We start from the raw sequence: 16,186 nt of genomic DNA on the forward strand, positions 1-16,186 counted from the left end.
TTGCGACCGCTACTACGCCACGTAGTTCCCAGTCGCCTAGCATCGAGGCCGTGACGACCACGGCAATGCCCGTCAGCCGGTGGCTGCTGCGGCTGGTGGATTTGCTGCCCAGCCCCAGCCTGCGCGCGCAGCGCATCATCGCCGGTGCCGTCGTCGCGACCCAGGCCGGCATCACCGTCACGGGGGCTGTCGTGCGGGTTACCGCGTCGGGGTTGGGTTGTCCGACCTGGCCGCAGTGTTTTCCCGGCAGCTTCACCCCGATGGCGGTCGCCGAGGTGCCGCGGGTCCACCAGGCCGTGGAGTTCGGCAACCGGATGATCAGCGTCGCCGTGGTCGTCGCCGCGGCACTGGCCGTCCTGGCCGTCATCCGGGCCCGGCGGCGTCGCGAGGTGTTGGTCTACGCCTGGCTGATGCCCGCCTCGACGATCGTGCAGGCGGTCATCGGCGGTATCACCGTGCTCACCGGCTTGCTGTGGTGGACGGTGGCCATCCACCTGCTGGCGTCGATGACGATGGTGTGGCTGGCCGTGCTGCTGTACGTCAAGATCGGCCAACCCGACGACGGCGCGGTGCGCTACCGGGTGGTCGCACCGCTGCGCGGGCTCACCGCGCTGAGCGCGGCGACACTGGCGGCGGTGCTGGTGGCCGGCACTTTGGTGACCGGCGCCGGCCCGCACGCCGGCGACCGCAGCACCATCCGCACCGTGCCCCGGTTGAAGATCGAGATCACCACGCTGGTCCACGTCCACTCCTCGCTGCTGATCGCCTACCTGACGCTGCTGGTAGGGCTCGGGTTCGGATTGCTGGCAGTGCGCGCGCCGCGCCCGGTGCTGCTGCGGCTGGGTGTGCTGGTGCTGCTGGTGTGCGGGCAAGCCCTGATCGGTGCCGTGCAGTTCTTCACCGGCGTGCCCGCAGCGCTGGTCACCGTGCACGTCGCGGGCGCCGCGGTGTGCACCGCGGCCACCGCCGCACTATGGGCGTCGATGCGAGAGCGGGCCCAGTCCGAGCCGCTCCAGGGCTGACACGACGCACAACGCGAACTGCCGCTCATGCTCGCTGCGGGCGGTGTCATCCAACAGCGCCCAGCCCAGCGGTGGCGCGACAAGGTCGAGCCGCACCAGCCGCGCGCCGCCAGGGCCACCGCTCACGTCGGCGCGGGCATAGAGCAACTCTTTCGTCTCGATGCCGACCTGGTCGGCCACGGTCCGCAGCGCGGCATGCCCCACCTCCCACAGCTCGAAATCTGGTTCGACAGCGCGCTTTTCGGTAAACGCATGCGACTGCAGACCGCCGAAAAAAACCAGCGCGGTGGTGGCGGCGCCCGGCGCCGAGGTTGGCACGCCGGCACGCTTTAGCGCAGCCAGATATCGGTTGTTGACGTTCCAGGCAATGACGTCCGGCGCGTTCAGCAGGTTCGGTACATGTTTCGTCCACGCCAAAAACTCGTCCAGCCGGTCCGGGTAGTCCCGTGCGGCCCGCAGAACGACCAGATCGGCGGTCAGCGTTGCCGGGTCATCCCAGGACATCCACTGCGCGTGCAGCCCACGCTTACGCAGGGCGCCGACCAGGCCCGCGTCGTCGCAGTGCCCTTCGGCGGCTCGCGCCGAGCCGGCCAGGACAACGCGCGGATGACGAACATCCGGGCGGGCCAGCTTCATGGGCTCTCCACACCTGCGGATGATAGTTAGCACACGAGCGACGTTGCCGAACGGGTTTGTCGTCAGAGGTCATCGTCTGCCGCGCCTGCCTTGTTGGGCCGGTCGTGTTCACCGGCCCAGGTGCCCGGCACCAGAGGCACGCTTGGCCCGCCGCCGAACTCGCCGCCGGCCAGTGTCGTCAAACCGGCGGTCTCACTGACGGCGCCCTTGCGCACGGCCCCGGCGAACCCGAGCGGCCCGGCGCGTTGATCGGAGGCCACGGTCGACGCGACTGGCGTTTCACCCGGCGGCGCATCCCAGTCCGGGTCGACCTCGACATTCATCTCCATGAACTCATCGCCGTAGCCGCGCAGCTTCGCGCGCCGCCGCCGTCGCACCCGCGCCCGCTCCCGCGCGGCCGCCACACTCACCGCCGCGGTGGTATCGGGTTGCGCCGCTTTTCTTTTGGCGCTCGCGCTGGCGCTGCCGCCCATACCCGAGTCAGACCCGATGCCGGGCGGACCCACCGCGTAGGGAGGGGTGAAACTCGCGACCCCGCTGGTGGATAGTGCCGACGGCGGCGCGGAGTAGGCGACGACGCTCGTCGGGGGTGCAGTCGTTGGAGCCGGGGCCGTCGCAGATCCCGCCACAAGCGCGGTGGAAGCCGGGACCGACGCAACGACCGGCAACGTCTCAGGTGCGGCCGCCTCGGATGCCGGCGCCGTCAGGGAAGGCTCTGCGACGGGTTGAGTCAGGCTAGCCGGCTCGGCCAGACCCACCACGCCGCCCACCGCCCCGGCGGGTGCGATCGCCAGCGGGTAGAGGTAATAGAACGGCGGCAAATTCAGGAAGAACGGGGCGATTACCTCGTCTCCGTCGAAGATCAGAGAAGCCGGGTTAGCCAGCGCCGCAACTGGATTCGCCAAGAATTTGGTAATTAGCTGCTCGGTGAACTGCACCGGATTGTTCAGGAATTGAAATATATGGTCGATTCCGAACTCATCGACTAGCGGTCCTAGCCCCAACCTGTCCGCCAGAGAATCCAGCAGGTCGCCCAGGCCCGTTGAAAACCCAGATTCGGCAGGCTGTGGACCGGTTGGCGCCCACGTAGAGCCCGCAGATTTCTGGATTTGCGGCGCCGGGCTGGTTTGCGGAGTCGACGCCAGCGCGATGGCCGCAACCGCTTGATAAGTGGCCATTGTCATAGCGGCCTGGACCCACATGCGCACATAGTCAGCCTCGTTGAGTGCGATCGGAATCGTGTTGATCCCAAAGAAATTCGTCGCCACCAGCACCGCGTGAATAGCGTGGTTAGCCGCCAACTCGGCCAAGGTCGGCATCGCCGCCAATGCCGCCGCGTAAGCCGCGGCCACCGTCTCCAGCTGGGCGGCCGCGGCGACGCTGTCGGCGCTCGCCTGCATCAGCCACGCCAGAAACGGCATGTGCGCGGCCGCATAGGACTCCGCAGTGGGCCCCTCCCACGCGTCGGCCTGCACCCCGGCCAGCAGGGCGCTGAGCTCCTCGGCCGCTGAGGCGTATTCGACGCTCAACGTGTTCCATGCGCTGGCCGCCGCCAACATCGACCCGGGCCCCGGGCCGCTGGAAATCAACGCCGAATGCACCTCCGGCGGCAGCGCCATCCACACCGGCGTCGTCATGGTCAACCACCCGAATAGCTGGCCGCATCACCAATGCGGGGCCGGGCCACATCGACCCAGGCCGCGCACCCGCCGCCGCGGTCTTCCCCGCCTTTGCGCGCTCGCCCCGACGCTATGTCGATCGGCGCATCTTAGCATTGCCTAAGCTAACCTGTCGAGCTTCGCGGTGGCGCGGCCCCGTTTGTCCGCCCCGCCGAGCGGCCAGCACGATGCGGGGATTACACCATCCGGGCGGGCCAATTCCATCGGGTCTCCGCACCTGCGGATGATTGTCAGCATGCGTGCCATCGAAGTCGCCGAACTCGGCGGGCCGGACGTCCTGCGTTACGTCGACAAGCCACAGCCGTCTCCGGCGTCCGGCGAGGTGTTGATCGAGGCCGAGGCGATCGGGGTCAATTTCATCGATACCTACTTCCGGTCCGGTCTATACCCGCGGCAGTTGCCGTTCGTGCTCGGCACCGAAGTGTCGGGCACGGTCGCCGCCGTCGGTGAGGGTGCGACGAAGCTGCGCGTGGGGGATCGGGTGGTGACCGCTGCGGCGTCGGGAGCATACGCCGAATACTGCACGGCGCCAACAAAATTCGTTGCTCAGCTACCACCCGGCGTCGACTGCGATGTGGCGGCCGCGGCGCTGTTGAAGGGCCTGACCGCGCAGTATCTGATCAAGTCGGTATATCCGGCGCAGCCCGGCGACACGGTGTTGGTGCACGCCGGCGCCGGCGGGGTGGGCCTGATCTTGACTCAGTGGGCGTCCAACCTCGGTATCCGGGTGATCACCACGGCGTCGACACCGCACAAGGCTGAACTGTCCCGCCAAGCCGGCGCCACCGACGTCCTCGACTACCCGGATGACGCCGACGAATTCGGCAACCGGGTCCGCGGGCTCACCGACGGTGTCGGCGTCGCCGCGGTCTACGACGGGGTGGGCGCCAGCACTTTCGACGCCAGCCTGGCCAGTTTGGCGGTGCGGGGCACACTGGCGTTGTTCGGCGCTGCCAGTGGACCGGTGCCGCCCGTGGACCCGCAGCGGCTCAACGCCGCCGGCTCGGTGTACCTAACCCGCCCGAAACTCGCCGACTTTACCCGCACCGAGCAGGAATTCTCCTGGCGTGCAGAGGAATTATTCGATGCAATCGCCGACGGGTCGGTCAAGATCACGGTGAGTCGCCGCTACCCGCTGGCCGATGCCGCTCAAGCGCATCGGGATCTCCAAGGGCGCAAGACGGTCGGCTCGATCGTGCTGGTGCCCTAACGCCTTGCCCGATTTGGCGGCTTCGGTGTGGTCGCGGGCCGGCCATCGAGGCGCAGTTGTCTCACGAGCCGGTAAGCGCTGCGGCGGCGCGAAAACTGCTTACCGGACGGCGAGCCGCAGATGCTGGAGCCGCCTGACCAGGATGCTGGGTAACCATGGGCCGACGTCGGCGGCCTCGACCCAGGTGGTGCGTTCCAGGAGCTTGCGTAACACGATTTGGGCCTCCAGGCGGGCCAGCGCGGCTCCCACACAGAAGTGCACGCCCTTGCCGAATGTGAGGTGGCCTTTGGCGCCACTGCGGTCCAGGCGGAATTCGTTGGGCGCCTCGAAGTGCGCCGGATCACGGTTGGCTGCGCCCCACATCAGCAGCAGATGAGAATTGGCCGGCACTTGCACGCCCCCGAGCGTGGTGTCGCGCCAGACGTGCCGATAATGGCCACGGAACGGCGACTCGAACCGCAGCGTCTCTTCGATGAAGGGGCCCAACAACTCGGGATGATCACGGACCCGCTTCTGGATTGCGGGGCGATCGGTGAGGATCCATGCGGCACTACCCAACAGGGAAGCGGTGGACTCGCCCGCCGCGCTGAACAGCGTAAGCATCATGCCAAGTGCCGCGGTTTGCCCTAATTCGCCGGAGTGGCAGCGTGCGGCCAGATCGCTGATCAGTCCCGGTTGTGGGTTTTTGGTTGCCTTTTCGAAGTGCTCCAACACGTAGCCGGAAAGCTCCATGGCGGCGATCCAGGCCGCGTCCAGTTGCGCCTGCGTGACAATGCCGTCGAGCACCGTGGTGGTGGCGTAGCCGAGCCGAATGAGTTTGTCCACGTCGCCCGCCGGCAGGCCCAGCAGCTGGGCCACCACCATCATCGGCAGCCGGTTGGCCATGGCGCTCATCCATTCGATCTGTCCGTCGCGCAGATGGTCATCCCAGAGCCGGTCCGCGATGTGGTTGGCGAATTCTTCGATGATGCGCACGCGTTTGGCCGACAAATGCGGCACAAGGATTTTGCGGTGCACCGCGTGCACGGGGTCGTCAGCGGTGGCCAGTACATGCATGTCAGCCCCCGGCTCACCCATGGGGAAAGCGTGGACCGTGCCATCATCGCGGTAGACCATGGTCGCCGTCAGGTTCGACGAAAAATCGTCGACCCGTTCGACGGCCTCGAGCACCGCGCCCCAGCCGAGCACGGCGTAGAACTCTGAATCACCGATCTGATGGACCGGCGCCTCCGCACGCATCCGGTCATACATCGGATACGGATCCCCGATCACCTCAGTGCTGAAGAACAGGGGCGCATCGACAATGGCCGACATGAGTTCAGACTGAATACGCCCCGGCGCAAAGGTCAACGAGTAGCCGCCAAGTCGACAACCGCCGCCGGCTGGTCACGATCGTTGCCGCACCCACCTATGCGGCATCACCAGCGCAATCATGTGAGAAAACATTGACAAAAATTCTCACATCGCGAAAAGAATTTCAACGACCCGCACGAGAAGGAAGTTGACTGGGTGCCGCGCAAAGACTGGCTGGTGGGACGGGATCGCCGCAGCGCAGCTGCGGAGCGGATCTACGCCGCGGCTGCCGACCTGATTTCCCGCCACGGCTACGAGGCGTTCACCATCGAGGCCCTGGCCGCCGAGGTGCACTGCTCGCCGGCAACAATCTATCGGCATGCCGGCGGCAAGGCGGCCATCCGCGACGCCGTCGTCGCCCTGCAGGCGGCGCGCATCGTGGATACGGCACGCGAAGCCATCAAGGACCTTAGCGGCCCGGATCGGGTGGTTACCGCGACCATCGTTGCCCTGCAAGGCCTGAATTCAGATCCGCTGGCCCACCTTTGGCGGTCGATGCACCCGACCCCGGTCAGCACATGGATCACCAACTCGCCCGCCGTCACCGGCTTCGCCGCCGAAATGCTGGGCCCGGAAAACAATGACCCACTGGCCGTGCAGTGGCTTATCCGCGTCTTCCTGGCGCTGTGGTACTGGCCCCTCGATGACCCCACGACCCTGCGCAGCATGCTGCAACGCTTCCTGGGACCGCCGTTCGGCACCGGCGATTGCACTGCCGACTCGGCGCTGCGCTCGCGATCCTCCACATCAAAGCAAACCAGTTAGCTTACGGTTTGACTCCTCGCGGTGCCTTCCAATCCATGTGCAAGGCATAGCTTTTCGTCAGCCGTCGTCGGCCTCTTGGTCCCAGGTGCCCGGCAGCATGGGCATCCGCGGACCCTCACCGAACTCGTCGCCGGGCAACGTGGTCAGTCCGGCCGCCGCTGTGCGGCTGCGTTCACGTGCCCTCCGGGTCAAGCCCAGGGCCCCGGCACCGGTATCGGAGGCCGCCGTCGCGGCTGCGGGCTCCTCCTCCTTCGGCGGCCCCCAGTCAGGGTCGACGTCGACGTCCATGGCCATGAACTCGTCGCTAACCCCGCGCTCCCTCGCGCGCCGACGCCGCCGCGCCCGGGCCTGCTGGCGCGCGGCGGCTGCTGCCGCAGCTGCGGCCGAGTCAGGTTCTGGCGCCTTTCTTTTCGCGCTGGAGCTGGCGCTAGCACTCATCCCGGTGCCAACGCCAATTCCGGGCGGGCCCACCGCGTAGGGAGGGACAAAGCCCGCCGCACTCGCTGTCGCCGACGGGAATGTCGGCGGAGCAGAACCGCCGACAGAGCTCGCCGCCGACGCGGTCGTGGGTGTCGGGGCCGGAGCAGGGGCCCCCGCTGGCGCGGGCAGGGTCGGAGCCATTGCGACGGCCGGCAGTGCTGTCGGCGCGGACGCGGGTTCAGCCGCGGGCGCAACGACGGGCACGGCCGGAGGCATGGCGGCCAGGCCGGTCAGCCCCGCGAAGCCACCCACGGCCCCGGCCGGGGTCAGCGCTGCCCCGATCACGACTGCCAGCAACTGCTGTGTGGGGTTCAGCCCGGTGAGCTGGGCAATGTGGGTCGGCCAGTCGAACAGCGCGAGTTCGACGAGGTATTGGAAGGCGGCCGCGGGATTTTGCACCAGATCGACGCCGAACTGCTGGAAATCCTCGAACAGTTCGAGTGCCCGAACAACCCACCACATGGGATCGGCGGGGTTGGTATAGGAGTCGTACGGAAGCCCGTTGACGGTGCCGTTGGCGGGATCCCAATTGATCCCAAAGTTTTTCAGGAAGTTTGCGATCAGGTCATCGATCGGGTTGTCGACCGTCGGATCAGGTGCGCCGCCGGAATCGTTGGCGGTGGACTGGGATTTCTGGATTTGCGGCGCCGGGGCAGTTTGCGGCGTCGACGCCACCGCGGCGCTGGACACCGCTTGATAGGTCGCCATTGTCGTGGCGGCCTGGATCCACATCCGCACATAGTCGGCTTCGTTCAGCGCGATCGGAATCGTATTGATGCCAAAGAAATTCGTCGCCACCAACACCGCGTGAACAGCATGGTTGGCAGCCAGCTCGGCCAGCGTCGGCATCGCCGCCAACGCCGAGGTATACGCGGCGGCCGCGGTCTCGAGCCCGGTGGCCGCCGCGGCGCTGGTGGCGCTGGCCTGCGCCAGCCATGCCAGATAGGGCATGTGGGCACCGACATACGACTCTGCACTTGGTCCCTGCCACGCCCCGGCCTGCACGCCCGCCACAATCGCGCTGAGTTCTTCTGCGACCGAAGCGTATTCGGTGCTCAAGGAGTTCCACGCCCCTGCCGCCGCCAACAACGGCCCCGGTCCCGGTCCGGCGCTCAACAACGCCGAATGCACCTCCGGTGGCAACGCCATCCACACCGGCGCGGACATCGTCAACCGCCCCTGATCGCAGACGACGATCCGGCAGCAGCATTCGCGGCCCCGATCCGCGCGGCCGGTGTGTCGTCGGCAGCGCGGGCGGCGCGTTCTTCGGGAACGCCGTGGGACGGCATGACAGATACTCCTCTCCGCGCCGCCCACCATAATGAATATCGTTTTCATTTTCAACGGCAGCCGCTGCGGTGGGGGTGGTGTGACAACGCGGAACGCCCCCGGCTGTACGGAACGTCAAGCGGTGATCAGTGGGCGGCGTCGGTCGACTCGGGCTCGTTGCGCCATGTGGCGGGCACCATCGGCACCCCCGGGCTTCCGCCGACGTCGTCACCGGCCAGCCTGGTCAATCCCGCCGCTCGGGTCACCGCGTCGCTGGTGACCGTCCCGGAAAATCCCATCGGCCCCGCGCCCTGGCCGGACGGCACGGTCGCCGCGGCAGGCTCTTCGCTCGTCGGCTCGCCCCAGTCGGGCTGAACCTCGACGTTCATCGCCATGAACTCATCCCCATGCGCCCGCACCCGCGCCCGTCGGCGCCGCCCTGCCCGGGCCCGGTCCCGCGCCGCTGCCGCGGCAGCGGCCATTGCGGCTTCCGGGGCCTTCCGTTTCGCGCTCGAGCTGGCGCTGCTGCCCATCTGTGAGCCGAACCCGATGCCGGGTGGGCCCACGATGTAGGGGTAGCCGATCGCAGCCTGTGCCGCAGCGGGCGGCGCCGTCGGCGCAGAACTTGCGACGGCGTTGGCTGTCGCCGTGGGCGCGGGTGGCGATGGCAGCGCAGGCGCCGCGGCGGGCGCGGCAACAGCCGGGGCCACCCCGGTGGCCGGCAATGGCTCCAACCGCGCCGGGGCGTCCACCGCCTCGGACAGAGCGGGTTCCGCGGCCGGGTGAGGCGCACCGGCCAGCCCTGCGAGCCCGGCAAATCCGCCCACAAATCCGGCATTGGCCGCCGACAGGGCGAGCGCGGCCGCGGTCAGCTGTGGTTGGAAGGTGTTGATGAATTCGCCCAGGTGGCCGATCTCGTCGGCGATCAGTGCCGGAATGTCGCTCAGGAGTTGTTGCAGCGCCGCAGCCGGGTTCGTCCCGAATTCCGAGAAATCGCGTCCCAGAGTATCGGTGATCTCAGTGAGCCGGTTGACATACCAGCTCAGCTGGGTCGGGTCCCCGCCGTCGTTGTCGATGATGCCGCCGCTGTCGCCGCCGTCGTCGTGATCGGCATGCTGGATCTGCGGGGCGGGCGCGGTGCTGGGCGTCGACGCCACCGCCGTATCGGCGACCGCCTGGTAAGTGCTCATCGTGGTGGCCGCCTGGATCCACATGCGCACATAATCGGCCTCGTTGAGCGCGATCGGAATCGTATTGATGCCAAAGAAATTCGTCGCCACCAACACCGCGTGCACCGCATGATTGGTCGCCAACTCCCCCAACGTCGGCATCGCCGCCAACGCGGCGGTATAGGCGGCAGCCGCCGTCTCCTGCGCAACGGCCGCCGCCTCGCTGTTAGCGCTGGCCTGCATCAACCACGCCAGATAAGGCGCATGCGCGGCCACATACGACTGCGCGCTCGGCCCCTGCCACGCACCGGCCTGCACACCGGCCAGCAACGCGCTCAGTTCGTCGGCCACCGAAGCATATTCAGCGCTCAACGACGACCATGCCGCTGCCGCTGCCAGCAACGACCCTGGACCGGGACCGGCGCTCAGCAATGCCGAATGCACCTCCGGCGGAAACGCCATCCAGATCGGTGCACTCACAGGAACTCCTGCCAGTCGGTTTGCCGGGCATCGATCAGCCCACCGGTCAGCACGCCGAGCCGGGCAATCCGCTGAGCTGGTCAACCGCCCGGCATTCAATACGACGCGACGTCGTAGGACAAGACCCGGTCGGGGTATGGGGTATTTGCTGGGTTCGACGAGGCTGCGATCAGTTGCCCAGCAGGGTGGGCAGATTCAGCGCGGAATCGAGCGCCAGCGCGCAGAACACCACCGCCAGATAGTTGTTCGACTGCAGGAATAGCCGCAACGGCTTGACCGGCTCGCCACCGCGCACCCCGGCATAAAGCTGGTGCGCCATCGTCAAGAACCACACCCCGGCCAGCACCGCAACCGTGGCATACAGCCAGCCGGCCGAGAGCGCCAGCACCAGCGTCGCGAACACGGTGAGCCAGCTATAGACCAGAATCCGCCCGGTCACTTGTCGCTCGGTGGCGACAGCCGGCAGCATCGGCACTCCGGCGGTTTTGTAGTCGTCCCTGTACCTCATGGCCAGCGCCCAAGTGTGGGGCGGGGTCCAGAAGAAGATGATCGCGAACATCACCACTGCCGGCCAGCCGATGGTGCCGGTGACCGCCGACCAGCCGATCATCACCGGCATGCAGCCGGCCGCCCCGCCCCAGACCACGTTCTGAGAAGTGCGGCGCTTGAGCAGCAACGTGTAGACGAACACGTAGAAGGCGATCGTGGCGACGGCCAACAGCCCGGACAGCAGGTTGGTCGTCCACCACAGCCAGAAGAACGACCCCACGCTCAATACCAGGCCGAACACCAGTGCGTTGCGCGTCGGCAGGGCCGCTCGCGCCAACGGCCGCCGCGCGGTCCGCTTCATCACCTTGTCGATGTCGGCGTCGGCCACGCAGTTGAGCGCGTTGGCACCCCCCGCGGCCAGCATCCCGCCGATCAGGGTGTTGGCGATCAGCACCGGATTCACCGTGCCGCGCTCGGCAAGCAACATCGCCGGTATGGCGGTGACCAAAAGCAGCTCGATGACGCGCGGCTTGGTCAACGCGAGATATGCCAGCACGCGCTGTCGACTCATCCGGCCCGGCGCGACGCGCCCGCGAACGCTCACGCAATAACTCCTCGATCGCAGCAGCGCGCAGCTTCTACTACAGACGATGGTAGACCGGGTGACTGCGGCACCCTTACCGCAGGGTCGATTCGTCACCGATTGCACATGATCGCGTCGGTCATACGCTGTTTCCGCAGCGGCGGGGCGTGGTACGACGAGAGTTGCATCTGCAGGGTGCAGTGATCCCCCACTAGGGTGGGAATGAACCAGCTTGTCGAACCGAGGACTGAGCTTGTGACCACGCTTGACGACATCTCCGTGCTTACCCAGCCGCACCACCCACACGATTGGACCGATATCGATTCGCTGGCGGTCGACACCATCCGGGTGCTGGCCGCCGATGCGGTTCAGAAGGTCGGCAACGGCCATCCCGGGACGGCGATGAGCCTTGCCCCACTGGCCTACACCCTCTTTCAGCGGGTGATGCGCCACGATCCCAGCGATCCCACCTGGCTGGGCCGCGACCGGTTTGTGTTATCGGCCGGACACAGCAGCCTGACCCTCTACATCCAGCTCTACCTCGGCGGCTTCGGGCTTGAGCTTTCCGACATCCAGTCGTACCGGACCTGGGGATCGAAGACTCCGGGCCACCCGGAGTTTCGTCACACCAGGGGTGTTGAGATCACCACCGGCCCGCTCGGTCAGGGCCTGGCATCGGCGGTCGGGATGGCGATGGCGTCGCGCTATGAACGCGGACTGTTCGATCCCGACGCCCCACCCGGAACCAGCCCGTTCGACCACTACATCTATGTGATCGCCTCCGACGGCGACATCGAGGAGGGTGTGACGTCCGAGGCGTCGTCGCTGGCCGCGGTGCAGCAGCTCGGCAATCTCATCGTGTTCTACGACCACAACCAGATTTCGATCGAGGACGACACCAACATCGCGCTCTGCGAAGACACCGCCGAGCGCTACCGCGCCTACGGCTGGCATGTGCAGCACGTCGAGGGCGGCGAGAACGTGGTCGGGATCGAGGAAGCCATCGCCAACGCGAAAGCCGTCACCGACCGGCCGTCGTTCATCGAACTGCGCACGATCATCGGCTATCCCGCACCGAACCTGATGAACACCGGCAAAGCGCACGGCGCGGCGCTTGGCGAAGAGGAGGTGGCTGCCACCAAGAAGGTGCTCGGGTTCGATCCGGACAAGACGTTTGAAGTACGCGACGAGGTTTTGGCCCACACCCGCAAGCTGATTGACCGCGGCCGGGCTGCCCACGAACGCTGGCAACCCGAGTTCGACGCGTGGGCCCGGCGCGAGCCGGAGCGCAAGGCACTGCTGGATCGGCTGCTGGCGCACAAGCTGCCCGACGGCTGGGACGCCGACTTGCCGCACTGGGATCCCGGTTCGGGCGAGGTGGCTACCCGTAAAGCGTCCGGTGCGGTACTCAACGCGGTGGCACCGAAACTTCCCGAGTTGTGGGGTGGCTCCGCCGATCTGGCCGAAAGCAACCTCACCACGATCAAGGACGCCGACTCCTTCGGTCCGCCGTCGATCTCCACCAAGGAGTTCACCGCGACGTGGTATGGCCGTGTTTTGCATTTCGGTGTGCGCGAGCACGCGATGGGTGCGATCTTGTCGGGCATCGTGTTGCACGGCCCCACTCGCGCCTACGGCGGCACGTTCTTGACGTTCTCCGACTACATGCGCCCATCGGTGCGGCTGGCGGCGCTGATGGACATCGACACCATTTATGTGTGGACCCACGATTCGATCGGCCTCGGTGAGGACGGCCCGACCCATCAGCCGATCGAGCATCTGGCCGCGCTACGTGCCATCCCGAAGCTGTCGGTGGTGCGTCCCGCCGACGCCAATGAAACCGCCTACGCGTGGCGCACGATCCTGGCCCGCGGCAACGGTAGTGGGCCGGTCGGGCTGATCCTGACCCGGCAGGATGTCCCGGTATTGGAGGGCACCAGCCTCGAAGGCGTCGCCCGCGGCGGCTACGTGCTGGGCGACACCGGTGCCGCCCAGCCCGATGTCATCCTGATCGGCACCGGCTCCGAAGTACAAATCGCCGTCGCGGCCCAAAAACTGTTGAATGACAAGGGCGTTACCGCGCGGGTGGTTTCGATGCCGTGTGTCGAATGGTTCGAGTCCCAGCCGTATGACTACCAGGAAAGCGTGCTGCCGAAGAATGTCGCGGCCCGCGTCGCCGTCGAGGCCGGCGTCGCAATGCCCTGGCACAAAATCGTTGGTGACGCCGGGCAAATCGTATCGATCGAGCACTACGGGCAATCAGCGGATTACAAGACCCTGTACCGGGAATTCGGCTTCACCGCAGAAGCCGTCGTTGCCGCGGCCGAACGAGCACTGGACAACTCCAGAAGAAGGGCAAATCAATGACTCAGAATCCCAATCTCGCCGCCTTGAGCGCGGCAGGTGTGTCCGTCTGGTTGGATGACTTGTCACGCGACCGGATCAAGTCCGGCAATCTGCAGGAGCTGATCGACACCAAGTGCGTCGTCGGTGTCACCAGTAACCCCACCATCTTCCAGAAGGCGATCGCGGGCAGCGACCTTTACAACGAACAGATCGCCGAACTGGCCAAGCGCGGCGCCGACGTCGACTCCGCCGTTCGTACCATCGTGACCGACGACGTGCGGATGGCGTGCGACGTGCTGAAGCCGCAGTGGGAGGCCTCCGACGGGGTTGACGGGCGAGTGTCGCTGGAGGTTGCTCCGGGGCTGGCGCACGATACCGAGAAGACGATCGAGCGCGCCGGCATGCTGTGGAAGATCGTCGACCGCCCGAACCTTTTCATCAAGATCCCGGCCACCAAGGCGGGCCTGCCCGCTATCAGTGCGGCAATTGCGCAAGGGATTTCGGTGAACGTTACGCTGATCTTCTCGGTCGAGCGCCACCGTCAAGTCATGGACGCGTACTTGACGGGGCTCGAGAAAGCCAAGGAGGCTGGCCGCGACCTGTCGCAGATCCATTCGGTGGCATCGTTTTTCGTTTCCCGGGTGGACACCGAAATCGACAACCGGTTGGAGAAGATCGGCTCCGAAGAGGCGCTCGCATTGCGCGGCAAGGCTGGTGTCGCCAACGCCCGGCTGGCCTACGCCGCCTACCAGGAGGTGTTCGAGGGCGGCGAGCGTTATCAGACGCTCAAGCGCGACGGTGCACGGGTGCAGCGTCCGCTGTGGGCCTCGACCGGTGTCAAGAATCCTGAGTACCCGGACACTATGTACGTCACCGAGCTGGTCGCCCCGAATACGGTGAACACCATGCCGGAGAAGACGATTGACGCGGTCGCCGATCACGGTGTTATCACAGGTGACACGGTGACCGGCAGGGCGGCGGAGGCTCAGGAGGTGTTCGACAGGTTGGAGGCGATCGGCGTCGACCTCACCGACGTCTTCACAGTGCTCGAGGATGAGGGTGTGGAGAAGTTCGTCGCCTCGTGGGACGAGTTGCTCAAGGAGACCAAGGCTCAGCTCGAGTCCGCTTCCCGATGAGCCCGGCCGGCCGGCATGCCGCGCGCGCGGCAGCCGCCGCGCAGTGGCAAAACCCGCTGCGGGACAAGCGAGATAAGCGGTTGCCCCGGATCGCGGGTCCCTGCGGAATGGTGATTTTCGGGGTGACCGGCGACCTGGCCCGCAAGAAGGTCATGCCGGCCATCTACGACCTGGCCAACCGTGGCCTGCTGCCACCCACTTTCGCGCTGGTTGGGTTCGCCCGCCGCGAGTGGGATCACGAGGATTTCGCCCGGGTAGTGTACGAGTCGGTCGAAGAGCACTCCCGCACGCCGTTTCGCCAGGTGGTATGGGAGCGGCTGGCCGACGGATTCCGGTTTGTGCCAGGCACGTTCGACGACGACGAGGCGTTTGGCCGGTTGGCAGAATGTTTGGAGAAGCTCGACATCGAGCGCGGCACCGCCGGCAACCATGCCTTCTACCTGGCCATTCCGCCGAAGGCCTTTCCCGTGGTGTGCGAGCAGCTGCACCGCTCCCGGCTGGCCCGCCCGCAGAACGGCCGCTGGAGCAGGGTCGTCATCGAGAAACCGTTCGGCCACAACCTGGACAGCGCACGCGAACTCAACAAGGTGGTCAACAGCGTCTTCCCGGAGGAGTCGGTGTTTCGCATCGACCACTATCTGGGCAAGGAAACGGTGCAGAACATCCTGGCGCTGCGCTTCGCCAACCAGCTGTTCGACCCGATCTGGAACGCGCACTACGTCGATCACGTCCAGATCACCATGGCCGAAGACATCGGGCTGGGTGGGCGTGCCGGCTACTACGACGGGATCGGTGCGGCCCGCGACGTCATCCAGAACCACCTGATGCAGCTGTTGGCGCTGACCGCCATGGAGGAGCCGGTGAGTTTCCAGCCGTCGCAGTTGCAGGCCGAGAAGATTAAGGTGCTCTCGGCGACGCAGCTCACTGAGCCGCTGGACGAAACCACTTGCCGGGGCCAGTACACCGCCGGTTGGCAGGGCGGTGAGCGCGTGGTGGGGCTGCTCGACGAGGAGGGTTTCGCGAAGGACTCGACTACCGAGACCTTCGCTGCGATCACGCTGGAGGTCGATACCCGCCGGTGGGCGGGGGTACCGTTCTACCTGCGCACTGGAAAACGATTGGGCCGCAGGGTCACCGAGATCGCACTGGTCTTCAAACGGGCACCGCATCTACCGTTCGACGCCACCATGACCGACGAGCTGGGCGCGAATGCTCTGGTGATCCGGGTGCAGCCCGACGAAGGGGTCACGTTGCGGTTCGGCTCCAAGGTGCCGGGCACCGCGATGGAGGTCCGCGACGTCAATATGGACTTCTCTTACGGCTCGGCGTTCGCCGAGGATTCACCTGAACCCTACGAGCGGCTGATCCTCGACGTCCTGCTCGGGGAACCGTCGTTGTTCCCGGTCAACGCCGAAGTCGAGTTAGCTTGGGAAATCTTGGATCCCGTTCTGGACAACTGGGCAGCGCACGGAAGGCCCGAGCCGTACCAGGCCGGCACCTGGGGTCCGGCGGCGTCGTTCGAGTTGCTGCGCCGCACCGGTCGGGAATGGCGGCGCCCGTGATCCGCGC

The 16,186-nt window shown here is 66.5% G+C and carries 12 protein-coding genes; 6 read left to right on the forward strand and 6 right to left on the reverse strand.

Going from position 1 to position 16,186, the window contains the following annotated elements; all coding sequences use genetic code 11:
• Window positions 1-65 precede the first annotated feature (65 nt).
• Window positions 66-1,022, forward strand: a complete 957-nt coding sequence (locus MHEC_RS14335; protein ID WP_048891796.1) for a COX15/CtaA family protein — start codon at window positions 66-68, stop codon at window positions 1,020-1,022.
• Here the strand turns inward: MHEC_RS14335 and MHEC_RS14340 are convergent.
• Window positions 972-1,658: a hypothetical protein gene (locus MHEC_RS14340; RefSeq protein ID WP_048891795.1), complete on the reverse strand. Its 687-nt coding sequence runs from the start codon at window positions 1,656-1,658 to the stop codon at window positions 972-974. The genes MHEC_RS14335 and MHEC_RS14340 overlap by 51 nt on opposite strands.
• A gap of 62 nt (window positions 1,659-1,720) precedes the next feature.
• Window positions 1,721-3,295, reverse strand: coding sequence for a PPE family protein (locus tag MHEC_RS14345; protein WP_048891794.1), 1,575 nt, complete (start codon window positions 3,293-3,295; stop codon window positions 1,721-1,723).
• 277 nt (window positions 3,296-3,572) lie between these two features.
• Here MHEC_RS14345 and MHEC_RS14350 point away from each other — a divergent pair, with 277 nt between their 5' ends.
• A complete protein-coding gene (locus MHEC_RS14350; protein WP_048891813.1) occupies window positions 3,573-4,547 on the forward strand; it encodes a quinone oxidoreductase family protein in 975 nt (324 codons plus the stop codon).
• A gap of 99 nt (window positions 4,548-4,646) precedes the next feature.
• Here the strand turns inward: MHEC_RS14350 and MHEC_RS14355 are convergent, their stop codons facing one another.
• On the reverse strand, window positions 4,647-5,861 hold the full coding sequence (locus tag MHEC_RS14355) for a cytochrome P450 (protein ID WP_048891793.1): 1,215 nt from the start codon (window positions 5,859-5,861) through the stop codon (window positions 4,647-4,649).
• A 195-nt stretch (window positions 5,862-6,056) separates the two neighbouring features.
• Between MHEC_RS14355 and MHEC_RS14360 the strand changes: the two genes are divergently transcribed.
• The gene (locus tag MHEC_RS14360) at window positions 6,057-6,665 is read left to right on the forward strand and encodes a TetR/AcrR family transcriptional regulator (RefSeq protein ID WP_048891792.1); all 609 of its coding nucleotides are present in this window, start codon (window positions 6,057-6,059) and stop codon (window positions 6,663-6,665) included.
• Between the two features lie 57 nt (window positions 6,666-6,722).
• Here MHEC_RS14360 and MHEC_RS14365 read toward each other — a convergent pair whose 3' ends face one another.
• The 3 genes from MHEC_RS14365 to MHEC_RS14375 form a co-directional block, all read right to left on the reverse strand.
• The gene (locus tag MHEC_RS14365) at window positions 6,723-8,312 is read right to left on the reverse strand and encodes a PPE family protein (protein WP_048891791.1); all 1,590 of its coding nucleotides are present in this window, start codon (window positions 8,310-8,312) and stop codon (window positions 6,723-6,725) included.
• Between the two features lie 248 nt (window positions 8,313-8,560).
• Window positions 8,561-10,063: a PPE family protein gene (locus tag MHEC_RS14370; RefSeq protein WP_048891790.1), complete on the reverse strand. Its 1,503-nt coding sequence runs from the start codon at window positions 10,061-10,063 to the stop codon at window positions 8,561-8,563.
• A 169-nt stretch (window positions 10,064-10,232) separates the two neighbouring features.
• Complete coding sequence (locus MHEC_RS14375) at window positions 10,233-11,156, reverse strand: heme o synthase (protein WP_201399585.1); 924 nt, start codon at window positions 11,154-11,156, stop codon at window positions 10,233-10,235.
• Between the two features lie 234 nt (window positions 11,157-11,390).
• Here MHEC_RS14375 and tkt point away from each other — a divergent pair, with 234 nt between their 5' ends.
• From tkt to zwf, 3 genes are read left to right on the forward strand one after another with little or no spacing between them, the layout of a single operon-like run.
• Window positions 11,391-13,502: a transketolase gene (gene tkt, locus MHEC_RS14380; RefSeq protein ID WP_201399587.1), complete on the forward strand. Its 2,112-nt coding sequence runs from the start codon at window positions 11,391-11,393 to the stop codon at window positions 13,500-13,502.
• On the forward strand, window positions 13,499-14,617 hold the full coding sequence (gene tal / locus MHEC_RS14385) for a transaldolase (protein WP_048891787.1): 1,119 nt from the start codon (window positions 13,499-13,501) through the stop codon (window positions 14,615-14,617). Before tkt ends, tal begins: the two co-directional genes overlap by 4 nt.
• A complete protein-coding gene (zwf, locus tag MHEC_RS14390; protein ID WP_201399589.1) occupies window positions 14,614-16,179 on the forward strand; it encodes a glucose-6-phosphate dehydrogenase in 1,566 nt (521 codons plus the stop codon). The genes tal and zwf overlap by 4 nt, the downstream gene beginning before the upstream one ends.
• The last annotated feature ends 7 nt before the right edge of the window (window positions 16,180-16,186 follow it).

This window comes from Mycobacterium heckeshornense (assembly GCF_016592155.1).
In the GTDB taxonomy this organism is placed as follows: domain Bacteria; phylum Actinomycetota; class Actinomycetes; order Mycobacteriales; family Mycobacteriaceae; genus Mycobacterium; species Mycobacterium heckeshornense.